Source organism: Streptomyces sulphureus DSM 40104 (assembly GCF_000381025.1).
Taxonomy (GTDB): Bacteria; Actinomycetota; Actinomycetes; order Streptomycetales; family Streptomycetaceae; genus Streptomyces; species Streptomyces sulphureus.
In genome coordinates this window covers 103,038-126,958 of record NZ_KB905826.1, presented here as the reverse complement: position 1 = coordinate 126,958, position 23,921 = coordinate 103,038, and the positions used below count along the sequence as shown (strand labels likewise).

20 protein-coding genes are annotated in these 23,921 nt (G+C 70.8%); 6 read left to right on the top strand and 14 right to left on the bottom strand.

The genetic code is table 11. The annotated features are described in order from the left end of the window. Window positions 1–456 precede the first annotated feature (456 nt). The 8 genes from proC to F603_RS0128330 all read right to left on the bottom strand — a co-directional run bounded on the left by proC (window position 457) and on the right by F603_RS0128330 (window position 8,237). Window positions 457–1,257, bottom strand: a complete 801-nt coding sequence (proC, locus tag F603_RS0128365) for a pyrroline-5-carboxylate reductase (protein ID WP_026328793.1) — start codon at window positions 1,255–1,257, stop codon at window positions 457–459. A 106-nt stretch (window positions 1,258–1,363) separates the two neighbouring features. Continuing rightward, window positions 1,364–2,101, bottom strand: a complete 738-nt coding sequence (locus F603_RS0128360; RefSeq protein WP_019549312.1) for an ABC transporter permease — start codon at window positions 2,099–2,101, stop codon at window positions 1,364–1,366. 32 nt (window positions 2,102–2,133) lie between these two features. After that, window positions 2,134–2,832, bottom strand: coding sequence for an ABC transporter ATP-binding protein (locus F603_RS0128355; protein ID WP_019549311.1), 699 nt, complete (start codon window positions 2,830–2,832; stop codon window positions 2,134–2,136). Window positions 2,833–3,070: 238 nt separating this feature from the next. Beyond that, on the bottom strand, window positions 3,071–3,571 hold the full coding sequence (locus F603_RS0128350; RefSeq protein WP_019549310.1) for a hypothetical protein: 501 nt from the start codon (window positions 3,569–3,571) through the stop codon (window positions 3,071–3,073). A gap of 103 nt (window positions 3,572–3,674) precedes the next feature. After that, a complete protein-coding gene (gene ilvD, locus F603_RS0128345) occupies window positions 3,675–5,528 on the bottom strand; it encodes a dihydroxy-acid dehydratase (RefSeq protein ID WP_019549309.1) in 1,854 nt (617 codons plus the stop codon). A 257-nt stretch (window positions 5,529–5,785) separates the two neighbouring features. Then, window positions 5,786–6,394 (bottom strand): TetR/AcrR family transcriptional regulator, encoded by a 609-nt coding sequence (locus F603_RS0128340; protein ID WP_019549308.1) that lies wholly within the window; start codon window positions 6,392–6,394, stop codon window positions 5,786–5,788. After that, entirely contained in the window at window positions 6,391–7,191 is an 801-nt protein-coding gene (locus F603_RS0128335) for a sugar phosphate isomerase/epimerase family protein (RefSeq protein ID WP_019549307.1), read from the bottom strand. The genes F603_RS0128340 and F603_RS0128335 overlap by 4 nt, the downstream gene beginning before the upstream one ends. A gap of 116 nt (window positions 7,192–7,307) precedes the next feature. Next, window positions 7,308–8,237, bottom strand: a complete 930-nt coding sequence (locus tag F603_RS0128330; RefSeq protein WP_026328790.1) for a Ppx/GppA family phosphatase — start codon at window positions 8,235–8,237, stop codon at window positions 7,308–7,310. 117 nt (window positions 8,238–8,354) lie between these two features. On the opposite strand from F603_RS0128330, the gene F603_RS0128325 reads away from it, so the two are divergent. Then, a complete protein-coding gene (locus tag F603_RS0128325; protein ID WP_425427029.1) occupies window positions 8,355–9,224 on the top strand; it encodes a DUF3109 family protein in 870 nt (289 codons plus the stop codon). A gap of 30 nt (window positions 9,225–9,254) precedes the next feature. On the opposite strand, the gene F603_RS0128320 is transcribed toward F603_RS0128325, so the two are convergent. Next, a complete protein-coding gene (locus F603_RS0128320) occupies window positions 9,255–10,865 on the bottom strand; it encodes a hypothetical protein (protein ID WP_019549304.1) in 1,611 nt (536 codons plus the stop codon). Between the two features lie 219 nt (window positions 10,866–11,084). Here F603_RS0128320 and radA point away from each other — a divergent pair, with 219 nt between their 5' ends. Further along, the gene (gene radA, locus F603_RS0128315; RefSeq protein ID WP_019549303.1) at window positions 11,085–12,485 is read left to right on the top strand and encodes a DNA repair protein RadA; all 1,401 of its coding nucleotides are present in this window, start codon (window positions 11,085–11,087) and stop codon (window positions 12,483–12,485) included. A 260-nt stretch (window positions 12,486–12,745) separates the two neighbouring features. Next, window positions 12,746–13,876, top strand: coding sequence for a DNA integrity scanning diadenylate cyclase DisA (gene disA, locus F603_RS0128310; RefSeq protein WP_019549302.1), 1,131 nt, complete (start codon window positions 12,746–12,748; stop codon window positions 13,874–13,876). A gap of 469 nt (window positions 13,877–14,345) precedes the next feature. On the opposite strand, the gene F603_RS0128305 is transcribed toward disA, so the two are convergent. After that, the gene (locus F603_RS0128305; RefSeq protein ID WP_019549301.1) at window positions 14,346–15,113 is read right to left on the bottom strand and encodes a hypothetical protein; all 768 of its coding nucleotides are present in this window, start codon (window positions 15,111–15,113) and stop codon (window positions 14,346–14,348) included. Window positions 15,114–15,579: 466 nt separating this feature from the next. On the opposite strand from F603_RS0128305, the gene F603_RS0128300 reads away from it, so the two are divergent. After that, a complete protein-coding gene (locus F603_RS0128300; protein ID WP_019549300.1) occupies window positions 15,580–16,539 on the top strand; it encodes an HhH-GPD family protein in 960 nt (319 codons plus the stop codon). A 47-nt stretch (window positions 16,540–16,586) separates the two neighbouring features. Here F603_RS0128300 and F603_RS0128295 read toward each other — a convergent pair whose 3' ends face one another. The 3 genes from F603_RS0128295 to F603_RS0128285 all read right to left on the bottom strand — a co-directional run bounded on the left by F603_RS0128295 (window position 16,587) and on the right by F603_RS0128285 (window position 18,520). Further along, the gene (locus F603_RS0128295) at window positions 16,587–17,015 is read right to left on the bottom strand and encodes a VOC family protein (RefSeq protein ID WP_019549299.1); all 429 of its coding nucleotides are present in this window, start codon (window positions 17,013–17,015) and stop codon (window positions 16,587–16,589) included. 106 nt (window positions 17,016–17,121) lie between these two features. Beyond that, entirely contained in the window at window positions 17,122–17,622 is a 501-nt protein-coding gene (locus tag F603_RS0128290) for a helix-turn-helix transcriptional regulator (protein WP_019549298.1), read from the bottom strand. A gap of 190 nt (window positions 17,623–17,812) precedes the next feature. Beyond that, window positions 17,813–18,520: a M23 family metallopeptidase gene (locus F603_RS0128285; protein ID WP_019549297.1), complete on the bottom strand. Its 708-nt coding sequence runs from the start codon at window positions 18,518–18,520 to the stop codon at window positions 17,813–17,815. A 511-nt stretch (window positions 18,521–19,031) separates the two neighbouring features. Here F603_RS0128285 and F603_RS0128280 point away from each other — a divergent pair. Together F603_RS0128280 and F603_RS0128275 are read left to right on the top strand one after the other, a co-directional pair. After that, window positions 19,032–19,421 (top strand): SdpI family protein, encoded by a 390-nt coding sequence (locus F603_RS0128280; protein ID WP_245600926.1) that lies wholly within the window; start codon window positions 19,032–19,034, stop codon window positions 19,419–19,421. Window positions 19,422–19,605: 184 nt separating this feature from the next. Further along, window positions 19,606–20,538: a hypothetical protein gene (locus F603_RS0128275; protein WP_019549295.1), complete on the top strand. Its 933-nt coding sequence runs from the start codon at window positions 19,606–19,608 to the stop codon at window positions 20,536–20,538. A gap of 107 nt (window positions 20,539–20,645) precedes the next feature. Here the strand turns inward: F603_RS0128275 and F603_RS0128270 are convergent, their stop codons facing one another. Further along, window positions 20,646–23,171 (bottom strand): ATP-dependent Clp protease ATP-binding subunit, encoded by a 2,526-nt coding sequence (locus tag F603_RS0128270; protein ID WP_019549294.1) that lies wholly within the window; start codon window positions 23,169–23,171, stop codon window positions 20,646–20,648. Window positions 23,172–23,921: the final 750 nt, after the last annotated feature.

Sequence of the window (23,921 nt, the reverse complement as noted above, 5' to 3'; positions counted from 1 at the left end):
CAGGTACGGGCATCAACAAACTTGGCGTTGACTAAATGGCACGCTGTTGAGTTCTCAAAGAACGAACGCTTCCATCGAACCCCTCCCAGGGCCCTCCGGGCGCTTCCCTCTCGGTGTCTCCGACTCTATCAGACTCCCATTCCCACCCTTCCCCCTCACACGGAGAAGAAAAAGCAAGAACCCGAATCCAACCAACCCGGCCGGCGGGACGCCTTCCGACGCGACCCCCACATTAGTCGATCACCCAGACCACACAAAATCCGGAACCCATTCCCCCACCAGCCCCCACACACCCAAAAAAGGCACGCAGAAAACCCGCAAAGAAACGAGAAAACCAACCAGAAGAGACCGCCACCAGACGGCAGAAGAGCCACCCACACAAACACAAAGCCTCCGGGGCAGCTCGGAGAACACTACGGACCACCCCCACCACTGTCAAGCCTCGACGAGTCGGGCTCAGGAGCCGAGTTCCCGGCTCCGGTCGCGGGCCGCCTCGATGGCGTCGATGAAGGCCGCGCGGACGCGGTGGCTCTCCAGCTCGCGGATCGCGTTGATGGTCGTGCCCGCCGGAGAGCTGACATTTTCGCGGAGGGTCACCGGGCGTTCGCCGCTGTCGCGGAGCATCGCCGCCGCGCCGACGGCTGCCTGGACCACCAGCTCGTGCGCCTTGTCGCGCGGCAGACCCAGCAGGATGCCGGCGTCCATCATCGCCTCGACGAGGAAGTAGAAGTAGGCGGGGCCCGAGCCCGAGAGGGCGGTGGCGGCGTCCTGTTGGGACTCGGGGACACGGAGCGTCTTGCCGACTCCGTTGAGGATCTCTTCGGCGAGGGAGAGGTGGGTCTCCGTGGCGTGTGTTCCCGCGGAGATCACCGACATCGCCTCGTCGACGAGGGCCGGGGTGTTGGTCATGACGCGGACCACGGGAACGCCCTGGGGAAGGCGCTCCTCGAAGAAGGACGTGGTAAGACCTGCGGCACCGCTGATGACGAGCCGGTCCGCCGGGGTGTGCGGTCCGAGTTCCTCCAGAAGGGTCGCCATGTCCTGCGGCTTGACGGTGAGGATGAGGACGTCCGCGCTCTTGGCGGCCTCCGGGTTGGAGACGGCCTCCACTCCGTACCGAGCGCGCAGGGTGTCGGCTCGCTCCTGGCGCCGGCTGGTGACCATGAGGTGGGAGGGGGACCAGCCACCCCGCAGCATTCCGGAGAGCAGGGCCTCGCCGATCTTGCCGGTGCCGAGGACTGCGACTTTCTGTGTCATCTGGCGGTTCATCTCCTACACGTGCCTGACAGCGGCCGGCCGGAGCCGGCGGTCCCCCGGCATCCTTCCACCGCCGCCGCACCCGGCGTCGACGTGTCCCGGGTGGTCAGACCGTTCGGCGGCGGAGGGTCGCAGCGCCGAGGGCGAGGACGAGCAGCGCGGAGCCGAGGACGACCACCAGGTCCCGGACGTAGTCGCCGGTGAGGTCGGTGTGGCGGAGTACCTCGTTCATACCGTCTACCGCGTAGGACATCGGGAGGACGTTCGAGATGGCTTCGAGGACCGGCTGCATCGAGCCGCGTGGTGCGAAGAGCCCGCACAGGAGGATCTGCGGGAAGATCACGGCCGGCATGAACTGGACGACCTGGAACTCGGAGGCGGCGAAAGCCGAGACGAAGAGCCCGAGCGCGGTGCCGAGGAGCGCGTCGAGGAGAGCGACGAGCAGGAGGAGCCAGGGGGAGCCCGCCATGTTGAGGTCGAGGAGCCAGATCGCGGTGCCGGTGGCGACCGCGGCCTGGACGACCGCGAGCAGACCGAAGGCGAGCGCATACCCCCCGATCAGGTCGGCCTTGGCGAGAGGCATGGAGAGCAGGCGCTCGAGGGTTCCCGAGGTGCGTTCACGGAGCGTCGCGATCGAGGTGACCAGGAACATCGTCACCAGCGGGAAGATGCCGAGGAGAGAGGCGCCGATGCCGTCGAAGCTCCGGCGGTCCGCGTCGAAGACGTAGTACAGGAGCACCAGCAGGAAGACCGGCACCAGAAGGAGCAGGGCGATGGTGCGGGGATCGTGGCTGAGCTGGCGCAGGACGCGGCGGGCTGTGGCCAGGGTGCGTGTGACGTTCATGGCGGCCTTCTTCGGCGCTCGGGAGGATGGCGTCAGTGGTGCGCTGAGGCTTCGTCGACCAGCGCGAGGAAGGCGTCCTCGACGGTCGGGGCGTTGGTGCGGGTGCGGAGGTTCTCCGGGGTGTCGGCCGCGAGGAGGTGGCCCTCGCGCAGGAGGAGCAGGTGGTCGCAGCGCTCGGCCTCGTCCATGACGTGCGAGGAGACGAGGAGGGTGGTGCCGCTCTCGGCCAGGCGGTGGAAAAGGTCCCAGAGGTCTCGCCGGAGGACCGGGTCGAGGCCGACGGTCGGCTCGTCGAGCACGAGGAGTTGCGGGGCGCCGAGAAGCGCGACGGCGAGGGAGACGCGGGAGCGCTGGCCTCCCGAGGTGCTGCCCGTGAGGTCGTCTGCGTGGGACGTGAGGTCGACCTCGGCGAGGGCGCGCTCGACGTGTGCCGGGCGCTCCTTGCGCGGGATGCCGAGGACGGAGGCGTAGTAGTCGAGGTTCTGGCGCGGTGTGAGGTCGAGGTAGACGGAGGGGGACTGCGTCACATAGGCGACGCGGGAGCGGAGAGGCGCCGAGCCCGCCGGGCGGCCGAGCACCCGCAGCGTGCCGCTGACCTTCGCCTGGGTGCCGACGATGGCGCGGATCAGAGTGGACTTGCCGCCTCCGGACGGACCGAGGAGGCCGGTGACGCGAGCGGGCTCGACGGCGAAGGAGAGGTCGTCGAGGACACGGCGGGTGCCGCGGTGCACGGTGAGACCTGCTGCTTCGATCGCCGGTGTGCCCGGGGAAGGCGGGGCTGCGTCTTTATTCACCATGTGTGGAATTATGGATTGACGCATTCTCCGCGTCAAGGTCCGTCAAGGCAGGGCTCGTTCGTGTACGGGGTCGCGCACCCGCGTCGGTGAGGCTCGCGGAACGCCCGGCGCTCTTCGACGAGCTGGACGTGGCTGTGGGGAGTCAGCGCACGGTGCCGGAAGGCGTCAAGCGTCAGCGGCGGCGGGAGCGGCGCTTCGCTGCGGGATTGCCGGTACGGGCGGCGCGGCGGCGGTGGTGGCGGGCGAGGGCCTGCTCGTACTCGGCGCGGGCGAGCTTCTCGCCGGGCGCCTCGACAACGGTGCGGAGGGCGTAGGCGAGGAGCACGCCGACGAAGCCGACCAGCCGGATGCTGCGCATCGAGGATTCGACCGCCGCGTCCTTGGCGTCGGGACGCCTGCTGTACGAGCCGAGCGTGCGCGAGAAGGCGAGCGCACTGCACACGGCGAAGGCGAGGACGAGCAGCATCTCCGCCCAACTGCCCACCTCCGCGATGGCGACGCCCTCGTAGGCGAAACGCAGTAGGAACGCACCGAGCACGGCGGCGACCACCGCCCCGAGGCCGAGGCCGACGCGGCGCAGGGCGTAGCCGGCGGAATGGTCGACCCAGGTGGTGCCGTAGAAGCGGATCGGCTCGGGGGTGGGCTCGCTGGCGGATCGGTCGTTGTCGGGCACGTTGCCGATTATCCACAGGGGCGGCCTCGGCCCGGTTCGAGGGGGATTCCGAGGACGGGCGGGACCCGCTGCTCGCCGGCAGCGGGTCCCGCCCGTAAGCGGGTCAGCGCTCCAGGAGGCCGAGGTCGCGGACCGCGCCCTTGTCGGCGCTCGTGGCCATTGCCGCGTAGGCGCGGAGGGCCGTGGAGACCTTGCGCTCCCTGGACTTGGGGGCGTACGCGCCGGCGAGGGCTTCGCGGCGCGAGGCGAGCTCGTCCTCGGGGACGTTGAGGCTCAGCGTGCGCTGCGGAATGTCGATGACGACCTCGTCCCCGTCCTCGACGAGGGCGATGGCGCCCCCACCCGCCGCCTCGGGGGAGACGTGCCCGATCGAGAGGCCGGAGGTGCCGCCGGAGAAGCGGCCGTCGGTGATGAGGGCGCACGCCTTGCCGAGGCCCCTGCCCTTGAGGAAGGAGGTCGGGTAGAGCATCTCCTGCATGCCGGGGCCGCCCTTGGGGCCCTCGTAGCGGATGACGACGACGTCGCCCTCCTTCACCGTCTTGTTGAGGATGCGCTCGACCGCCTCCTCCTGGGACTCGCAGACGACGGCGGGGCCCCGGAAGGTGAGGATCGACTCGTCGACGCCTGCCGTCTTCACGACGCAGCCGTTCTCCGCGAGGTTGCCGTGGAGAACGGCGAGGCCGCCCTCGGAGGAGTAGGCGTGCTCGACGTCCCTGATGCAGCCGTGGGCGGCGTCGGTGTCGAGAGTGTCCCAGCGCTCGGACTGGGAGAACGCCTCGGCCGAGCGGACGCAGCCGGGGCCGGCGTGGAAGAGCTGGAGCGCCTCGGCGGACGGGGAGCCGCCGCGGATGTCCCAGCTCTTCAGCCAGTCGGCGAGCGAGGGAGCGTGGACGGTGTGGACGTCCTCGTTGAGCATGCCGCCGCGGTAGAGCTCGCCGAGGATCGCGGGGATGCCGCCGGCCCGGTGGACGTCCTCCATGTAGTAGGTGCGGCCTTCGGCGACGTTGGGGGCGACCTTGCTGAGGCACGGCAGGCGCTTCGAGAGAGCGTCGATGTCGGCCATCGTGAAGTCGAGCTCGGCCTCCTGGGCGGCGGCGAGGAGGTGGAGGATCGTGTTGGTGGAGCCGCCCATGGCGATGTCGAGGGCCATGGCGTTCTCGAACGCGGGGCGGCTTCCGACGTTCCGCGGGAGGACCGTCTCGTCGCCCTCGTCGTAGTGGCGGCGGGCGAGCTCGACGACGGTGCGGCCGGCGTTCTCGTAGAGGTCGCGGCGCGCGGTGTGGGTGGCGAGGACGGAGCCGTTGCCCGGGAGCGCGAGGCCCATCGCCTCGGTGAGGCAGTTCATAGAGTTGGCGGTGAACATCCCGGAACAGGAGCCGCAGGTGGGGCAGGCGCTGTCCTCGATGCGACGGAGGTCCTCGTCGGAGACGGACTCGTCGGCCGAGTCGGAGATCGCGGTGATGAGGTCGAGCTTGCGGACGGAGCCGTCGACGAGGGTGGCCGTGCCCGACTCCATCGGGCCGCCCGAGACGAAGACCGTGGGGATGTTGAGGCGCATCGCCGCCATCAGCATCCCCGGGGTGATCTTGTCGCAGTTCGAGATGCAGATCAGCGCGTCGGCGCAGTGCGCTTCCGTCATGTACTCGACGGAGTCGGCGATGAGGTCGCGCGACGGCAGGGAGTAGAGCATGCCGCCGTGGCCCATCGCGATGCCGTCGTCGACGGCGATGGTGTTGAACTCGCGCGGGATGCCGCCGCCCGCCTTGATCGCGTCGCTGACGATGCGGCCGACCGGCTGGAGGTGGGTGTGCCCGGGGACGAACTCGGTGAAGCTGTTGGCCACGGCCACGATCGGCTTCCCGAAGTCCTCGCGGGCTACCCCGGATGCCTGCATGAGGGCGCGCGCCCCCGCCATGTTGCGGCCGTGGGTGACGGTGCGGGACCTGAGCTCGGGCATGGCTGCTCCACTCCCTTGTGAGCACGTGTTGTGCGTACGACGGGCGCGCCCCGTCCCGCTGTGCCGAACGTCGACTGCGGTCTCGACCGTCGGCCGTTGCGGGCCGGAACGTGCACTCCTGAGTCATCGAGCCTACGCCCGGGGACCGCGATCCGGACCCGTGGTTCGGATGATGAGACCGGTCCGGGTGCTCCGGAGGCACGCGTGCCGCGGCCGGCGCCCGCAGCCACCGGTGCGCCGTGACGTGAGCGTCAAGGTCAGGGGTCGGTCAGATGGTGCTGCACGATCGGCGCGAGGCGCTCGACGACGTCCTCGAGCGGTCGGGAAGCGAGCGGCTCGATCTTGATGACGTACCGGAGCAGCGCGGCCCCCACCAGTTGCGTCGCCGCCAGTTCGACGCGGAACTCGGGGTCCGGGACCGACACTTGGCCGGCGACGCGGGACATCAGGTGCTTGATGATCATCCCGCGGAAGACGGCGGCCGCCTGTTCGTTGCTGACGGCCGAGCGGACGATGGCCACCAGGGGCTCGCACGTCTCGGGGTCCTCCCAGACGTCGAGGAAGGTCTTGACCACCGCCTCGCCCAAGCCGTCGGGCGTGCTCGCGGCGAGCACGTCCGGCACCTTCAGCACCGGCGCCAGCGCGCCCTCGACGGCCGCCGCGAAGACCTGCTCCTTCGTGCCGTAGTAGTGGTGGACCAGCGCCGGGTCGACGTCGGCTCCGCGTGCGATCGCGCGGATCGACGCCTTGTCGTAGCCCCGACCGGCGAACTCGGCGCGCGCGGAGGCGAGGATGCGCTCCCTCGTGCTGGGACCCGCGCCCTCGTCGCGTGGGGGCCTGCCGCGCCCTCGCCGCCCCGCGGTCACGCGCCGGCCTCGCCCGCGAGGTGGTGGCGCGTGAAGGCGAGCGCCTCCGCGAGGTCGGCCTCGCGCTCGGCGGCCGACATGGCGCGCCTGGTGTTCACCTCGACAACGACGTGTCCGTCGTACCCCTGCGTCGCGAGCTGTTGCAGCAGCTCGGCGCAGGGCTGGCTGCCGCGCCCCGGTACGAGATGCTCGTCCTTGCTGGAGCCGAGGCCGTCGGCGATGTGCACGTGGCCGAGGCGGTCCCCCATGCGGGCCGCCATGGCGAGGGTGTCGGTGCGGGCCGTCGCGGTGTGGGAGAGGTCGATGGTGAAGTGCCGGTAGTCGTCGGTGGTCGGGTCCCAGTCGGGGGCGTAGGCGAGCATCTCGCGGTCGCGGTAGCGCCAGGGGTACATGTTCTCGACCGCGAACCTGACGTCGGTCTCGTCCGCCATCCGCCACACGCCGCGCACGAAGTCCCGTGCGTACGACCGCTGCCAGCGGAAGGGCGGATGGACGACGACGGTGGAGGCGCCGAGGCTCTCCGCCGCGCTCCGTGCCCGCTTCAGCTTCTCCCACGGGTCCTTCGACCAGACGCGCTGGGTGATCAGCAGGCAGGGGGCGTGGACGGCGAGGACGGGGACCCCGTGGAAGTCGGAGAGGCGGCGGAGTGCTTCGATGTCCTGGCTCACCGGGTCGGTCCAGACCATCACCTCGACGCCGTCGTAACCAAGGCGTCCCGCGATCTCGAAGGCCGCCGCCGTGGACTCCGGATAGACCGAGGCGGTGGACAACGCGACCTTGGCGCCGGGGGTACGCATCGCTCGCTCGACCACGGGCACAGCCTAGAACGCCTGACCGCGGAAGCCCGGGCCGCCCTCGGCCCGCGACCGCAGGCACGCCCGTGCGGCGGCCCGGCGAGGCGGCGCCGGTTCGGCTATGCGGTGTCCAGGTGGTCGAGGCGGCGCAGGATGACCCCCTCGCGCAGCGCCCACGGGCACGTCTCCAGAGCGTCGACGCCGAAGAGGTCCATGGCGCCCTCCGCGACGAGCGCACCCGCCGGGAGCTGCCGTGCTCGGCCCCTGGAGACACCGGGGAGCGCAGCCCGCTCGTCCGACGGCATCGCGGCGAGCTTCGGCACCCAGCCTTCGAGCGCCTCGCGGGTGAGCTGCCGCCGTACGTACGGTCCTTCGGAGGAACGTGCCGCTCCCGCCAGGCGGGCAAGCTGCTTGAAGGTCTTCGACGTGCCTACGACGTGGTCCGGGCTGCCGAGCCGGGTGAAGTCCCCCACCGTACGGGCGATTTCGGCGCGCACGTACCGCCGCAACGAGCGGAAGGCGCCGGCCTCGGGCGGGTCGCCCGGCAGCGTCGAGGTGAGCCGGCCGGCGCCGAGCGGGAGGGAGACGGCGGCGTCGGGCTGCTCGTCGATCCCGTACGCCATCTCCAGGGAGCCGCCGCCGATGTCGAGGACGAGGAGCCGTCCCGCGGACCACCCGAACCAGCGCCGCGCGGCGAGGAAGGTGAGCCGCGCCTCCTCGGGGCCCGAGAGGACCTGGAGCTTGACCCCCGTCTCCTCTGCGAGGTGCGCGAGGACGCTCTCCGCGTTGCTCGACTCGCGGACCGCCGAGGTGGCGAAGGCGAGAAGGTCCTCGACGCCCTTGTCCTCGGCGATCCGTGAAGCGGTGCGCAGGGCCTCGGCGAGGCGCTCGACGCCCTGCGCGTTGATCGCACCGCGCGCGTCGAGGAGTTCGGCGAGTTTGAGTTCCTCCTTGTGGGAGTAGGCGGAGAGGGGGCGCGCGCCGGGGTGCGCGTCGACCACCAGCAGATGGACCGTGTTCGAACCCACGTCGAGCACTCCGAGTCTCATGGACAGCACGCTAGCCGCCGTCGCCTGCGCGTGCTGGAAGAGCCGATGGACCAACGGCGAACGGTCCGTGGGTGCGCCGTGCAAAGGGCGCGTGCTCTCTCTCTTACGCTGGGGCGCGTGGGTACGACGAAAGCGGCGAAGCATATGAACCAGGGCAGTACGGAAGCGGGCGACGTGGGCGTAGACGAAGCGGTAGCAACAACTCCGGGGCAGCGCACGGCTCCTGGCCGGGAGGCGCGCGACGAGGAGGTGGGCCTCAACTTCACACGTGCGTGGGTGGAGTTCGACGACCCCGCCGACGAGGAACAGGTCTTCCGGTGCGACCTGACCTGGCTCACGAGCCGCTGGAACTGCATCTTCGGCCGCGGCTGCAGCGGGATCACCCCGGGCCGCGCCGAGGTCGGCTGCTGCACACTGGGCGCGCACTTCACCGACGAGGAGGACGAGGAGCGCGTAGCCGGGCACGTGGCGCGTCTCACGCCGGAGCTGTGGGAGAACCACAACGTCGGCACGGAGACCGGCTGGACGGAGGTGAACGAGGAGGGCGAGCGCCAGACCCGTCGTTACAACGGCGCCTGCATCTTCAACAACTCCCCCGGTTTCCCCGGCGGTCAGGGCTGCGCGCTCCACACGCTCGCCCTCAAGGAGGACCGCGAGCCGTTGGAGACCAAGCCCGACGTCTGCTGGCAGGTGCCGATCCGCAGATCGTACGAGTGGGTCGAGCGGCCGGACGGCGAGGAGGTGCTCTACGTCTCCATCGGCGAGTACGACCGCAGGGGTTGGGGCGGCGGCGGGCACGACCTGCACTGGTGGTGCACCGGGGCGCCGTCCGCGCACGGCGCCTCCGAGCCCGTCTACGTCTCCTACAAGCCCGAGCTCACCGAGCTGATGGGCGAGGCCGGCTACGCCAAGCTCGTCGAACTCTGCGAGCAGCGCCTGGCGTCGCAGCTTCCGCTCCTCGCGCCGCACCCGGCCGACCCGGTCTGACTCGGCCGCGGTCGGAGGCGGCCCCGCGTTTCAGCGGGCGGGGAGCGTCGACGGCTGCGTGGACGAGGGCGGCGGGGTGCTCGGCGGGGGCTCGCTCGGCTCCTCCGGCTCGCCTGGGCTCTCCGGGTCCTGCGGCTCCCCGGGGGACTCGGGGTCCTCCGAATCGTCCGGGGGCCGCGGGTCCGTCGGCGGCCGGGGTGGCCCGGCAGGGCTCGACGGTCCGGAGGGGCTGGTGTCGGGGCGGCCGGGAGACGGGCGGTGCGGCTTCGCGCCGGGAGCCGCGGTGCTGCCGCTCCCCGCGATGCTCACCACGGCGCCCGACGGCGCCACTGCCAGCCGCGTCGACCATCGGCCCGAAGGCGCCCGCGACGCGTCGACGGTGACCCGCACCGTGACGTCGTCGCCCGGTTCCAGCACGCCGTGCGGGGGGACGATGCGCAGCCAGTCGGCCTCGGTCGAGACCGACCAGTGGACGGGCTCGCCGCCGAGGGCGGTGAGGGTGAGGACGACGCCGTCCCCCCGTGGTTCGGCTCGCGTCGCGAGGCGGGAGTCGCCGGCCGGGTGGGTCACCGCCACCGAGACGCGGTGGTCGCCGTCCGCCTTCTTCGAACGCTGCGGTGCGGCCTGGCCGGCCTTCTCGTAGGGGATGTCCCGGTCGTGGAGCTCGGAGGAGGAGCCCGGGCCGCTGCTTTCGACCGTGTCGGAGGTGTCGCGCCAGGCCGCCCACAGGGTCAGCACCGGAGCCGCGAGAACGGCCACGACCACGGTGGTGGTCACGGCCCGGCCGCGCAGACGCTCGCGGCGGGCCTCGCGCTCACGGTCCGCGACGGGGAAGCCGGCGCGGTCGAAACGCGGCAGCCGACGGGAGCGGGCGTGCAGGGCCGCCTCGACGGCGGCGTCGATGTCGGCACGCGGAGCCTCAAGTACCGCGAGACGGGCGCCGGTTGGTGCGGTGCCGGGCCACCGCACGCCCGACATGGCGCGCTCGGCCGCTCTGCGGCAGCGGCCGCAGTCGTCGATGTGGAGGACGAGTTCGCGCCGCAGCGGGGTGCCGAGAAGGAGCTGCTCGTCCCCCGCGAGGCCGGTGACGGCGGGGCAGCCGCCGGACTCGACGACGGCGAGCGCCGCTCTGGTGCGCTCCACCTCGCAGGAGGCGTGCGAGACCAGAGCGCTCGCCTCCTGCGTGTCGAGGGAGAGCACGGCCGCGACCTCGCGGGCTCCGAGACCGTGGCGCACGGCGAGTTCGAGCGCGTCCCGCTCGACGGGTGTCTGCCCGGACGCCTCCGGCCAGGCGAGCGCGGCGAGTTGGCGACGGCGGTGGGCCCGCGCCTCGCCCGTCAGCGCCGGGCCCTCGGGTTCCCTGGCAGCGGCGAGCCGGTAGGTGCACGACCAGCGGGCGAGCGCGTAGAGCCATGCCCGGTACAGCGCCGGCTCCGCGGGGGCGCGGCCTCGCTCGCGGCGGCGGTGGGCCAGGGCGAGGGCCTCCCCGAGGGCGGAGACGGCCGGCTCGTGCTCGCACACGACCGAGAGACAGTAGGTGAACAGGCCGTCGAGATAGCGGTCGTCGCGACGCCGGTGCACCTGGGTGTGCGCCGGTGGTGCGCCGGTGGGGTCTGCGGTGTCTTCACGGCTGCTGGTCATCACCCGGTGACGGTAGGCGGATGATGGCGTTTTACCGGTCCCGGTTGCGCAGTTTTAATCCGTACGGATGACTATCAGCGGTGAGGACCGACGCGGGTAACGATATCCGCTAAGTACCGCGGCAGGCCGTCGAGTTCGGGGTTCCGCGGCGTACGGCACGGACGGCCGCCCGGCAGGCGGGGCCGCTCCCTGTCGGTGGGCGCGGCTAACGTGAGGGCCATGGCAACCCGTAAGTCGTCCGCCAAGGACCGTCCCGCGTACCGCTGTACCGAGTGCGGCTGGCAGACCGCGAAATGGCTCGGGCGGTGCCCCGAGTGCCAGGCGTGGGGCACCGTCGAGGAGGCAGGGAGCCCCGGGGTGCGGACCACGGCCCCCGGCAGGGTCTCCGCTTCGGCGCTTCCCATCGCGCAGGTGGACGGCGAGCAGGCGACGGCGCGGAGCACCGGGGTTCCCGAGTTCGACCGGGTGTTGGGCGGTGGGCTGGTGCCGGGCGCCGTGGTGCTTCTGGCCGGCGAGCCCGGGGTGGGGAAGTCCACGCTGCTGCTCGATGTCGCGGCCCGCGCGTCGGGTTCGGGCCAACGCACCCTGTACGTCACGGGTGAGGAGTCCGCGGGGCAGGTGCGGCTGCGCGCCGACCGGATCGGTGCGCTGAGCGAGGACCTCTACCTCGCGGCGGAGACGGACCTCTCCGCCGTGCTCGGCCATCTCGACGAGGTGAAGCCGTCGTTGCTCGTCCTCGACTCCGTGCAGACCGTCGCCTCGCCCGAGCTCGAAGGGGCGCCGGGCGGCATGGCCCAGGTGCGCGAAGTGGCGGGCGCCCTGATCCGCGCGTCCAAGGAACGGGGGATGTCGACGCTGCTCGTCGGCCACGTCACCAAGGACGGAGCGATCGCGGGGCCGCGGCTGTTGGAGCATCTCGTCGATGTCGTGCTGCACTTCGAAGGCGACAGGCACGCGAGACTGCGCCTCGTCCGCGGGGTGAAGAACCGCTACGGCACGACCGACGAGGTCGGGTGCTTCGAGCTGCACGACGAGGGGATCACCGGCCTCGCCGACCCCTCCGGGCTCTTCCTCACACACCGTGCCGAACCCGTCCCCGGCACCTGCCTCACCGTGACGCTCGAGGGACGGCGCCCGCTCGTCGCCGAAGTGCAGGCGCTCACCGTCGACAGCCAGATCCCGTCACCGCGCAGAACGACCTCGGGGTTGGAGACCTCCCGAGTCTCCATGATGCTCGCCGTGTTGGAGCAGCGCGGGCGGATCAGCGCGCTCGGCAAGCGGGACATCTACAGCGCGACGGTGGGCGGCGTGAAGCTCACCGAGCCGGCCGCCGACCTCGCCGTCGCACTGGCGCTGGCGAGCGCCGCCTCGGACACGCCGCTGCCGAAGAACCTCGTCGCGGTCGGGGAGGTCGGGCTCGCCGGGGAGGTGCGTCGGGTGACCGGTGTGCAGCGGCGGCTCTCCGAAGCCGCGCGGCTCGGCTTCACGCACGCGCTCGTCCCCGCGGACCCCGGCCGGATACCGGACGGCATGCGCGTGCGGGAGGTGGCCGATGTCGGCGAGGCGCTGCGCGTGCTGCCGAAGCGGCCGGTGCGCCGGGGCGAGGAGCCCGTCGGCTGAGGGTGTCGGCCGAGGAGCAGACCCGCCGACGGCCGTCCGCAACCGGGGAGTTCGGCCGCGCACAACGCCCGGCCACGGCGGTCCCGCACGGTCGTGAGCGCGCCGCCGGTAGACTTTGCCCCGGTCTTGCCCGTCGCCTGCGACATGCCGGCAGGCATGTACGACGAACCGCTTGTGACAAACCAGTTGCGGCGACCCTGCCGGCGGATGCACGTCAACGACCCGATGCCGACAGGCACCCGCACGACCGAAGGAGTGCAGTGGCAGCCAACGACCGGGCAACAGCCCCCGGAAGGGCCGGTCAGAGCGCCGGCGCCGAGGGTCTGATGCGCGCCTCGCTGAGCGCGGTCGCTCCGGGCACAGCGCTCCGCGACGGCCTGGAGCGCGTACTGCGCGGCAACACCGGGGGATTGATCGTCCTCGGGATGGACAGGTCGGTGGAGGCGCTGTGCACCGGCGGCTTCGTCCTCGACGTGGACTTCTCGGCGACGCGTCTGCGCGAGCTGTGCAAGCTGGACGGAGCGCTCATCCTCGACCGCGACATCTCGAAGATCGTCCGTGCGGGGGTCCAGCTCGTCCCCGACGCCTCCATCGAGACGGAGGAAACGGGCACCCGGCACCGGACGGCGCAGCGGGTCTCGATCCAGACGGGGTTCCCCGTCGTCTCGGTGAGCCAGTCGATGCGGCTCATCGCGCTCTACGTCGACGGACAGCGCCGCGTCCTGGAGGACTCGGCCGCGATCCTCTCGAGGGCCAACCAGGCGCTCGCGACGCTGGAACGGTACAAGCTCCGCCTCGACGAAGTGGCGGGCACGCTCTCGGCGCTGGAGATCGAGGACCTGGTGACGGTGCGGGACGTCACCGCCGTCGCGCAGCGTCTGGAGATGGTGCGGCGTATCGCCACGGAGATCGCGGAGTACGTCGTCGAGCTGGGGACCGACGGGCGGCTGCTCTCGCTCCAGCTCGACGAGCTCATCGCCGGAGTGGAGCCGGAACGCGAACTCGTCGCGCGCGACTACGTACCGCAGGCCGCCGGTGCGGGCCGCCGCGCCCGCACCGTCGCCGAGGCGCTCACCGAGCTGGACCGGCTCACCCACACGGAGCTCCTCGAACTCGCCACAGTGGCGAGGGCGTTGGGGTACAGCGGCTCCCCGGAGACGCTCGACTCGGCCGTCTCGCCGCGCGGGTTCCGCCTGTTGGCCAAGGTTCCGCGGCTTCCGGGCACCATCATCGAGCGGCTCGTGGAGCACTTCGGGGGCCTACAGAAGCTGCTCGCGGCGAGCGTCGACGACTTGCAGGCGGTCGAAGGGGTCGGCGAGACCAGGGCCCGCTCCGTGCGCGAGGGTCTTTCCCGGCTCGCGGAGTCCTCGATTCTGGAGCGGTACGTCTGACGGTTGCCCGGTGGGGAGAGGGCGCTGCCGTCGTCGACGAGCCGTGGGCCGTGGGCTGCCGGACGAGCGGGGCCCGGCGGTGAGCTGCCGGGTGAGCGGTGTCCGGCCGTGGGTTACGAGGGGCTCGGGACTTGGGCCGGGTGCTCCGTTTGCGCGGGCGGCCGGTCCACCGGGGCGGGAAGCGACTCGGTGGAGGCCGCCCATGCTGGGATGTGGCCCGCCCTCTCGGCCGCTTGTCAACGGGCACCCGCAGCGACCGTGTTGTCGGGCGTCGACCGTGCTTCAGCAGTCGCCGCCACGAGGGGCGCACCGTCGGGGAGGAACGCCGGAGGCGCCCAACAGCCCGGCGGCAGCCCGCGCTCAGCAGCCCGAGGACGCAGGCGAGGTGAGCGAACCGATCGCGCATCCACAGGAGCCGGAGCAGCTCATCGAGGTGGAGCCCCGTCCTTCGACGGGGCCCTGCCGAAGGTCAGTCCAGCGTGAACTTGGCGCTCACTTTCTCCAGGCCGTGCAGGTCCACCTCGATACGGTAGTCACCGGTGGAGAGAGAACTGCTGTTGGGCGTGGCGCAGTTGGCGGCGTTGGCCTTGCGGTACCAGGAGAAGGTGCGTGTTGTCTCGTGGTTGGCGGGGAGCTGTACGTACGCCGGCTTCTTGGTGCGCGGGCAGTGATCGGAGGCCCAGACGGTCGCTCCCTCCGAGTCCTTCACCGTGACGACGGTCGCCGTGGGGCCGAAGTCGAGCTTGCAAGCCGTGGCTCGGTTGTTCTCAGCCGCCAGCTTGAACCGTGGTCGCATACCGCTGCCGTACGTCTTCTTGACGCTCTTCAGGGAGACCTCGACATCGCCCTTTCGACACTCGGGCAGAGAGGACCCGGCGGGCACGCCGCCATGGTCGCTCCCGGCTCCCTCACCGCCGGCCCCTCCCGTCGAGCCGGAATCGGAGCCGGCGCCGCCGCCCGCATCGCCCCATCCCGAGCCGCCGGTGGAACCGCCGCCCTTCGAGTCGTCGGCGTTGTCTCCGTCCCCCTCGTCCGAGCCGGAGGAGCCGCCGTCCGATGCCTCGGAACCGCTCTCCTCGTCACGGCCGCCAGGTCGTTCACTGATTCCGGGGCCGGAGTCCGAGGGCCCCGGGGTGATCGTGGCCGCAGGACCGCCGCCACCCTTGCTGTCGTCGCTGGTGGACTCGCCCGCGTCACGGAAGACGGCCCAGACGACGACCACGGCCAGGAGTGCCAAGACGGCAACGGCAACTGCCCTTCGACGCCAGTAGATGGAGGAAGGGAGCGGCCCGATCGGATTGCGCAGAGATCCCACGCGGAAACCTTACGAGACATCAGCCACACGGCCGACCCGTGCCCGCCAGATGCAGCACGATTGGGACCATCTCCGCGCACGCGGGCAGCCAACTCGCTGACTTGAGCAGCAGGTGGGGCCCATCGCCCTTGCTGCGTCCACCACTTCGGGGCGGGCGCGACGCGAGTTGACGAATGCGCCTTCGCCTCCTGCCTTTTCACCGGGAGTCCACCTCCTCGTCTGCGCGCACGGCCAGTGGGTGCCGTCGTCCAGAGACGCAGGACGAGCGGCATTACACGTACGAAGCGGACCGAAACCCCGCACACGGCTGTATGGACGTCGGGTGTGGGCGGCTGTGCCGCGTGGCCGTTTTCCCACGGGCGAGCTACGTGCCAGGATCGGCTCTGCCATGACTGCGACCACCGAGACTTCCTCCGCCGACTCTCCGGCGCCACGGACATCCCCTTCCTCCGTCGATTCCCCCGTCGAGCGCGCGGCCAGCGAGTTCCACGCCCCTGTGATCGACTGGTTCGCCGAGCACGCCCGGGACCTTCCCTGGCGGCGCCCCGAGGCTGGCGCCTGGGGCGTGATGGTCAGCGAGTTCATGCTGCAGCAGACTCCGGTCAACAGGGTGTTGCCTGTCTACGAGGAGTGGCTCTCGCGCTGGCCCCGCCCCGCCGATCTTGCAGCCGAAGAACCGGGCGAAGCCGTGCGCGCCTGGGGCCGCCTCGGCTATCCGCGAAGAGCGCTGCGGCTCCACGGTGCGGCAGCCGCCATAGCGGAACGCCACGGAGGCGACGTACCGGAAGACCATGCGCAGCTTCTCGCTCTTCCCGGCGTGGGTGAGTACACGGCGGCCGCCGTCGCTTCGTTCGCCTACGGGCGGCGGCACGCTGTGCTCGACACCAATGTGCGACGGGTCTTTGCACGCGCCGTCAACGGACGGGAGTTTCCACCGAACGCGACGACCGCGGCCGAGCGGAAGCTGGCCCGCGCCATGCTGCCCGAGGAGGACTCCACGGCGGCGAGTTGGGCCGCCGCGACGATGGAGCTCGGCGCATTGGTGTGCACTGCGCGGAGCCCCGAGTGTGGACGCTGCCCCGTCGCACAGCTCTGTGCCTGGCGGCTCGCAGGTTCCCCTCCGCACCAGGGGCCGGCACGGCGGGTGCAGTCCTATGCCGGCACCGACCGCCAGGTGCGCGGGCGGCTGCTCGCCGTGCTTCGAGAGGCCCACCACCCCGTGCCGCAGGCAGTCCTGGACAGGGTGTGGCACGAACCGGTGCAGCGAGCTCGCGCCCTCGACGGTTTGGTGGCCGACGGGCTCGTCGAACCACTCGCCGGCGGCGTCTACCGCCTCCCCCGGGGCTGAGGCTCCGGGCGGCACGGCCTCCGACCGGAGGCCGTGCCGCGTGCCGTTCATCGCTTCCCCTCCTTCGCGGCCACGTGGGGCTGGGTGAGCGCGCACCAATTGCCGCTGTCGTCCCGGAACATTGCCTCGGTGCCGTACGGGCGTTCCTGTGGCTCCAGGACGAACTCCACGCCGCGCTGCTCGAGTCGGCGGTGCTCCGCCCGGCAGTCGTCGGTATGGAAGGCGCAGACTCCGAGCACGCCCTTGGCGACCAGCGTGCTGAGTGCCTCCGCCGACTCCGGATCGAGCCCCGGTCCGTCGGTCGGCATGACGGCGATCTCGGGACGCTCCACGCCTGGCACCCCGACCGTGATCCAACGCGCATTCCCCTCTCTCACGTCGCACCGCAGCTCAAGGCCGAGCTTCTCCGTGCAGAAGGCGAGAGTGCGCTCCTGATCGGTGGACCAGAGGGTGGTGAAGGCGAGTTCGGTGATCATGCGGGGGCTCCCGGACGGTTACGGACCATATGACGGGCGGCTCGCAGCGGTGGGCGCCGTGCGCTGCGGCTCCCCAACTGTTCCTTCACCGTATGCAGTCGGCCGCTCACCGCGCTTCTTCCAAATTGCCCTCTTCGCCGGACCCCTCGACGCCGCGGCCGTCGGCGCCGCCCCCCGGAGCTCTGCACCGGGCCCTTCCACCACCTCCAGCACCGCTGAGAAGCCTCATGTAGCACGTCGGGACGCGTCCCCGAATCCCGCCGCGATGGCGTGCCCGATACGCACCCGGAGCGACACCCGTACGCGCCTTGAAGCGCGTGGAGAAGGAGCCGAGGCTGGCGAAACCCGCGCGCTCGCAGACCTCCGTGACCGACAGGTCGGCCGCGCGCAGCAGTTCCTCGGCGTGCTCCATGCGCCGGCGTCCCAGGTACCGCAGCGGGGTCTCGCCGTAGGTCCGCTTGAAGGCGCGGAGGAAGTAGCGCGGGGAGTACCCGGCGTGGGCCGCGATGGCGGCGAGGTCGAGGCGAGGGTCCGAACGCCTGCGGTCCATCGCGTCCTTGGCGCGCCGCAACGCCCGCAGGCGTGCCGTGCGCGGGGTGGTCGTCATCGGCCGATCGTGACAGGCGGCAGGGACACCGCCCCGCTACCTGTGGACAACTTCCGCACTGGCAGTGCGCGTTCGTGCGCCTGCATACCGTAGGCGCACCCGACGGCAACGAGCCCGGCGCCCGACCGGTGGGGTCGGGCGCCGGGCTGGGAGACGGGGGCGGCGGCCCCTGCGGACCGCCGCGGTCGGGTCACAGCTTCACGCCGTGGTCCTTCAGGGCATCCACGGGCTCGATCGCGGTCCCGTAGTCGGCGGAGGTACGGATCTCGAAGTGGAGGTGCGGACCGGAGGAGTTACCGGTATTACCGGACTTCGCGATCTCCTCGCCGGACTTCACCTTGTCGCCGACCTTGACGTCGATGGAGTCGAGGTGGGCGTACTGCGAGAACTGGCCGTTGTCGTGCTTGACCACGACGGCGTTGCCGTAGGCGGGGCCGTCGCCCGCACCGTTGCCGCCGGCCTTGACGACGGTGCCGCTGTTCACGGACTCGACACCGGTACCGGTCGGCACGGCGAAGTCCTGGCCGGAGTGGCCGGAGGCCCAGCGTCCGCCGTCCTTGCCGTACGTCGCGCTCAGCTCGTAGTCGCCGTCGATCGGCGACGTCCAGCCGTTGCCCCGCTCGGAGTTCCGCTCGGCCTTCTCGTCGGCCTTGCGGTCGTCGGCGGCCTTCTTCTTCGCGTCCGCGTCCTTGAGCTGGTTGTCGGCCTGCGCGCGGGCAGAACCGGCGATCTGCGACGCAGTACCCGCAGCAAAGGCGTCCGAGTGGCCGCCGTCTGCGGCTATGGCACTGCCAGCGCCCAGGGCCATCGAGGCGCTGAACCCTGCCGCCAGGACGACCGCCCGGGTGCGGCGGTTGCCGAGGGCCTGGGTCATGCGCTTCGCGGTGGTCTTGGACATGAGGGAGTTACCTCCGGATGTGGGGGGTTGCTTCCTGATTGCCTCAAGAAGCATGTCCAGTGATAACGGACGCCCAGGGGGGCATCAAGGATGGTTGCTACTAAGAACGACAGTAATGACACGGACTCCAGAGTGTGAAAAACCAGGCAAGTCGCCCACGGATCGCCCATCTTCCCCAATACGGCGCAGAAACTGCAGGCCCGCCGCCCCGAAGGCCCGTTTCACCGTCTCCTAATTCCTTTCGTAGGCACGCCATCCCCTGTGCGTGAGCCCACACCCGGCCCCCTTCGGAGCGCGCCGCGAAGTGACCCCGTTCACTCCGCTCGCGGTGGTCGAGCACCTCAACAACCGCCGCCCGCAAGCCGCATGAACCGGGCACAACGGGTTAGGTGGCCCCGAGGACGGGGGCGCCCGCCCTCTACCACCAGCCGATGCGGGGAGAGCAACGATGGCGTGCACAGCAGCCCTGGCCCAAGTAGCCGGCACCGCAAGGGAGGTGCAGCCGCACGACGTGGCTTGGACCACACTCGCGCTCGACGAGGACGGGGCCGGAACCCGCGTCCTCGTCGGCGCCGTCCTCCTGTTGGCCGGCGTCGCCCTCCTCGTCACCGCCTGGCTGGGCGCCACGGAGCGACTCCCCCGCAACCGCTTCGTCGGCGTACGCACCCGCCGCAGCCTCTCGGGCGACGCTGCGTGGCGAGCAGCCAACAAGGCCGCCGCTCCTGCCTTCTACGCCGCCGGCGGTGTCCTCCTCCTGGCCGCCGTGCTCGGCGCCGCGCTCCCCGGCGAGGCGGTACGCAGCATCGTGTCGATCACAGGCGGCGGGATCTCCGTCCTCTTCGCGACGCTCGGCCTGTGGCAGGGGCAGCGCGCCGCAGGGGAGGCACGCGACCACCGATGACGCCGCAGTGGGTGGCGCCCTGCACCAACTGGGCGGCGTCCTGCGGCGGTTGCTGCTCAGGCGCCGCGTTGCGTAACAGAAAGCCCACGGTGTGTACACACGCAGTTGACACCCGAGCACCGCAGGAGAAGCCTGAGCGTGGCGGGCAATGACCGTTCCGCGCAGGGGAGATCGGGGAGGGGCCGTGGCGGGTGTCGGGCGGGGAAGTGCGCGCGGGCTGGCGGCCGGCGCCGTGGTGCTCCTGCTGCCGCTCGCAGCCTGCTCGTCGGCGGGGGACGAGGCGAAGCCGGCGGGTGGACGGAAGAGCGCCAGCCCCTCCCCGACCGTCGAACCGGCCGAGTACAAGGCGGAGTTGACCGAGGCGCTGAAGCCCTTCAACAGGGCGCTGGCGCACGTCGACTCGGCGTCGGGCGCGAAGGCGCTGGAGCACGCGGTGGACGAGGCAGCGGGGAAAGCCGAGTCCGCTGTGGAGCGGCTCACCGCAGTCAAGGCACCCGACGACGCCTTCGAGACGCAGTCCGAACTCGCCGGCGCACTCACCAGGTACGCCCAGGAACTCGGAGACGCGGTCAAGGGCGACAGCCGGTGCGCCGTCGCCCCGCGCAGCGAACTCCACGACGCCCGGGCCCGGAAGGACGCGCACGCGGCGATCGAGCGCCTCGACGACCTCGGGTACACCACCAAGCTGCACAAGGTGAAGACGGAGAAGCCGAAGAAGCGCAGGCTCGCCAACGGTGCCTTCATCGAAGGCGGCCCGGGCGGCGGCCTCGGCAAGCTGACCCTGCGCAACGGCTCCGAGTCGGACGCGGCGGTCACCTTCGCTCGCGGCCGGTCGCCCCTCTTCACGCTCTACCTGAGGAAGGGCAAGAGCGCACAGGTGAACAACGTCGCCAACGGCACGTACACGGTCTTCTTCACCACGGGTACGGACTGGAACTCCGCAGAGAAGGCGTTCAGCCGCGGCTGCTCCTTCGAGAAGTTCGACGACAAGGCGAGGTTCACCACCCGGTCCGTACAGGGCGGCACGCAGTACTCGGTGCTCACCTTCTCCCTGCAGAAGTCGCTCGGCGGCAACGCCACGACCAGCGAGGTGCCGGAGGGCGCCTACCCGTCCTGAGCCTTCTCGGGCATGTGCCGCCGTCGGGAAGACAGCGCCGGACGAGCGAGGGCCGGCACCCACGGAGTGTGGGTGCCGGCCCTCGTGCCGACGGAATCGCCTGCTGCTCAGCCCTCCTTGGAGAGGTTCGGCCCGCCTCCGGCGGCCGACTCCACCGGGGGAGCGTCCGGCAGCGCGGACTTCTCCTCGCCCCGGAAGGTGAAGTGCTTCTCCTCACCCTCGCCCTCGGTGCCGACGACGACGATGTGGCCCGGACGAAGCTCCCCGAAGAGGATCTTCTCCGAGAGGATGTCCTCCACCTCGCGCTGGATGGTCCGGCGCAGCGGACGGGCACCCATCACCGGGTCGTAGCCCCGCTTGGCGAGCAGCTCCTTGGCTTCCGTGCTGAGCTCGATGCCCATGTCCCGGTCCTTCAGCCGCTCGTCCACCTGGGAGATCATCAGGTCCACGATGCGGACGATGTCCTCACGGGTGAGCTGGTGGAAGACGACGGTGTCGTCGACGCGGTTGAGGAACTCGGGGCGGAAGTGCTGCTTCAGCTCGTCGTTGACCTTGGCCTTCATCCGGTCGTACCCCGTGCGGACGTCGCCCTGGGCGGCGAAGCCCAGGTTGAAGCCCTTCGAGATGTCCCGGGTGCCGAGGTTGGTCGTCATGATGATGACCGTGTTCTTGAAGTCGACCTCGCGGCCCTGGGAGTCGGTGAGGCGGCCGTCCTCCAGGATCTGGAGGAGCGAGTTGAAGATGTCCGGGTGGGCCTTCTCCACCTCGTCGAAGAGGACGACGGAGAACGGCTTGCGGCGCACCTTCTCCGTGAGCTGGCCGCCCTCCTCGTAACCGACGTAGCCGGGCGGGGAGCCGAAGAGCCGCGAGACGGTGTGCTTCTCGCTGAACTCCGACATGTCGAGCGAGATCAGCGCCTCCTCGTCGCCGAAGAGGAACTCGGCGAGGGTCTTGCTGAGCTCGGTCTTACCCACACCGGACGGGCCGGCGAAGATGAACGAACCACCGGGCCGCTTCGGGTCCTTGAGACCCGCACGGGTGCGCCGGATCGCCTGGGAGAGCGCCTTGATGGCGTCCTCCTGGCCGATGACGCGCTTGTGCAGCTCCTCCTCCATGCGCAGCAGCCTGGAGGACTCCTCCTCGGTCAGCCTCATCACCGGGACGCCGGTGGAGGCCGCCAGGACCTCGGCGATCAGCTCCTCGTCGACCTCGGCGACGACGTCCATGTCGCCGGCCTTCCACTCCTTCTCCCGCTTCGCCTTCTGCGCGAGCAACTGCTTCTCGGTGTCCCGGAGCGAGGCCGCCTTCTCGAAGTCCTGCGAGTCGATCGCGGACTCCTTGTCGCGGCGGACGTTGGCGACCTTCTCGTCGAACTCGCGGAGGTCCGGCGGTGCCGTCATCCGGCGGATGCGCATCCGGGAGCCGGCCTCGTCGATGAGGTCGATCGCCTTGTCGGGGAGGTAACGGTCGGAGATGTAGCGGTCCGCCAGGGTGGCGGCGCCGACCAGCGCGGCGTCGGTGATCGAGACGCGGTGGTGCGCTTCGTACCGGTCGCGGAGGCCCTTGAGGATCTCGATCGTGTGCGGCAGCGAGGGCTCGGAGACCTGGATCGGCTGGAAGCGGCGCTCCAGGGCCGCGTCCTTCTCGAGGTACTTGCGGTACTCGTCGAGGGTGGTCGCGCCGATCGTCTGCAGCTCGCCTCGGGCGAGCATCGGCTTGAGGATGCTCGCCGCGTCGATCGCGCCCTCCGCGGCGCCTGCACCGACGAGAGTGTGCAGCTCGTCGATGAAGAGGATGATGTCGCCGCGGGTGCGGATCTCCTTGAGGACCTTCTTCAGCCGCTCCTCGAAGTCACCGCGGTAGCGGGAGCCCGCGACGAGGGCGCCGAGGTCGAGGGTGTAGAGGTGCTTGTCCTTGAGCGTCTCCGGCACCTCGCCCTTGACGATCGCCTGGGCCAGGCCCTCGACGACGGCCGTCTTGCCGACGCCGGGCTCACCGATCAGCACCGGGTTGTTCTTGGTGCGACGGGAGAGCACCTGCATGACGCGCTCGATCTCCTGCTCACGCCCGATGACCGGGTCGAGCTTGGACTCGCGCGCGGCCTGCGTGAGGTTGCGGCCGAACTGGTCCAGGACGAGCGACGTCGAAGGGGTGCCCTCTGCGGGGCCGCCCGCCGTGGCCGCCTCCTTGCCGCCGCTGTAACCGGAGAGCAGCTGGATGACCTGCTGCCGCACCCGGTTGAGGTCGGCGCCGAGCTTCACGAGGACCTGGGCGGCGACGCCCTCGCCCTCGCGGATCAGGCCGAGCAGGATGTGCTCGGTGCCGATGTAGTTGTGGCCGAGCTGAAGGGCCTCGCGGAGCGAGAGCTCCAGGACCTTCTTGGCACGGGGGGTGAAGGGAATGTGGCCCGAGGGCGCCTGCTGGCCCTGGCCGATGATCTCCTCCACCTGCTGGCGGACAGCCTCAAGCGAGATCCCGAGGCTCTCCAGGGCCTTAGCGGCGACACCCTCTCCTTCGTGGATCAGGCCCAGAAGGATGTGCTCGGTGCCGATGTAGTTGTGGTTGAGCATCCGGGCTTCTTCCTGAGCCAGGACGACAACCCGCCGCGCGCGGTCGGTGAACCTCTCGAACATCGTTAATCGCTCCTCAGAGCGGTCAGGCAGTGAGGGGACGCTCCCCTCGCTGTCCTTCCGCAGCTTAGTCCCGCAACGGGGGACCGCTCATTCCAACTGCCGACACCGGTCCATCGTCTCGTGCCCCGGGCAGCCGACAACAGTTCCAACCCGATGGTGCGAGACGATGTTCCCGCAGGCCAGGCGTATCCGCCTGGTTCCACTACGCCGACGGCGAACGTGGCGCCGTCGACACGCCCGTCCGTAACGGACACCGCTGCCCCTCACCCCCGTTCCGCCGCTGCCGCATCCGGAGCACGTTCCGACTCCAGGAACCTCACGAGCCGCCCGCCACCTGGGGCGGAGCGCTGCGATCGCCGTGTCCGAGCCGTCACGCGCCGTTCTTCCTCTCCTGCCGGGGCTCTTACCCCCGAACACGCACAGTCCATGCCGACGGGGGCGTACGCGGGGCAGCACATCCGCTGACGGCGAACAGGGTTGCGCGCCCAGGAGAGGCGCAGGAAGCACAGTGTGATGTGAGCGCACAACTGAGCGTCACGACAACGGCGTTGGCGGGACCCGTCGAAGGACCTCGACAGGGGAGGAGGGGATGGCGCGCGCTGGTGGGCGTCACGCTCCGGAACCGGTGCTCGGCGCTGAAGCCGACTGCACGGGCCGTGGCGCCGTCGCGCAGAGTGAGGCGGGGGCCGGCCGGCGGCACACCCGGGCGTGGTCCCGGTGAGCCGCCCGCCCGGCACGGGCCCCGAGGGA

What these genes read in the sequence shown, in the direction of transcription:
- F603_RS0128270 (WP_019549294.1), bottom strand. Translation starts at nt 23,171, where the DNA reads ATGTTCGAGAGGTTCACCGACCGCGCGCGGCGGGTTGTCGTCCTGGCT.
- ilvD (WP_019549309.1), bottom strand. Translation starts at nt 5,528, where the DNA reads ATGCCCGAGCTCAGGTCCCGCACCGTCACCCACGGCCGCAACATGGCG.
- F603_RS0128295 (WP_019549299.1), bottom strand. Translation starts at nt 17,015, where the DNA reads ATGATCACCGAACTCGCCTTCACCACCCTCTGGTCCACCGATCAGGAG.
- F603_RS0128330 (WP_026328790.1), bottom strand. Translation starts at nt 8,237, where the DNA reads ATGAGACTCGGAGTGCTCGACGTGGGTTCGAACACGGTCCATCTGCTG.
- F603_RS0128320 (WP_019549304.1), bottom strand. Translation starts at nt 10,865, where the DNA reads ATGACCAGCAGCCGTGAAGACACCGCAGACCCCACCGGCGCACCACCG.
- F603_RS0128290 (WP_019549298.1), bottom strand. Translation starts at nt 17,622, where the DNA reads ATGACGACCACCCCGCGCACGGCACGCCTGCGGGCGTTGCGGCGCGCC.
- F603_RS0128335 (WP_019549307.1), bottom strand. Translation starts at nt 7,191, where the DNA reads ATGCGTACCCCCGGCGCCAAGGTCGCGTTGTCCACCGCCTCGGTCTAT.
- F603_RS0128300 (WP_019549300.1), top strand. Translation starts at nt 15,580, where the DNA reads ATGACTGCGACCACCGAGACTTCCTCCGCCGACTCTCCGGCGCCACGG.
- radA (WP_019549303.1), top strand. Translation starts at nt 11,085, where the DNA reads ATGGCAACCCGTAAGTCGTCCGCCAAGGACCGTCCCGCGTACCGCTGT.
- F603_RS0128360 (WP_019549312.1), bottom strand. Translation starts at nt 2,101, where the DNA reads ATGAACGTCACACGCACCCTGGCCACAGCCCGCCGCGTCCTGCGCCAG.
- proC (WP_026328793.1), bottom strand. Translation starts at nt 1,257, where the DNA reads ATGACACAGAAAGTCGCAGTCCTCGGCACCGGCAAGATCGGCGAGGCC.
- F603_RS0128285 (WP_019549297.1), bottom strand. Translation starts at nt 18,520, where the DNA reads ATGTCCAAGACCACCGCGAAGCGCATGACCCAGGCCCTCGGCAACCGC.